Origin of the sequence: Hyphomonas sp. UBA3601, from assembly GCF_002375605.1 — a bacterium.
In the GTDB taxonomy this organism is placed as follows: Bacteria; Pseudomonadota; Alphaproteobacteria; order Caulobacterales; family Hyphomonadaceae; genus Hyphomonas.
Genome location: NZ_DFME01000144.1, coordinates 1 through 353, shown reverse-complemented (window position 1 = coordinate 353; position 353 = coordinate 1). Strand labels below are relative to the sequence as shown.

1 pseudogene is annotated in these 353 nt (G+C 57.8%); it reads right to left on the bottom strand.

Annotation, left to right across the window (positions count from 1 at the left end):
- Positions 1-353, bottom strand: a pseudogene (locus B4F73_RS16070) (isocitrate/isopropylmalate family dehydrogenase); the annotation flags it as partial.

Below are 353 nucleotides of genomic sequence, written 5' to 3'. Positions count from 1 at the left end.
ATCGTGTTCTTGGTCGACAGGTAGACCGGCCATTTGCGCTGCAGGCCGTAGTTCAGGCTGGCGCGCGCGAAGTCACGGATGGACTCGTCGAGATTGTACATGCCCATGGCGATACCGGAGGAAGGGAAGTCGAAGACTTCGAATTCCTTGGAATCGGATCCGTCGGATGCTTCCCATTTCATGGTCAGCTTGCCCTTGCCGGGAACGAGGAAGTCCGTGGCTTTGTATTGGTCACCAAAGGCGTGACGACCAACCACAACCGGCTTCGTCCAGCCTGGCACCAAACGTGGGACGTTGGAGATCACGATTGGTTCGCGGAAGACTACGCCGCCGAGAATGTTGCGGATCGTGCC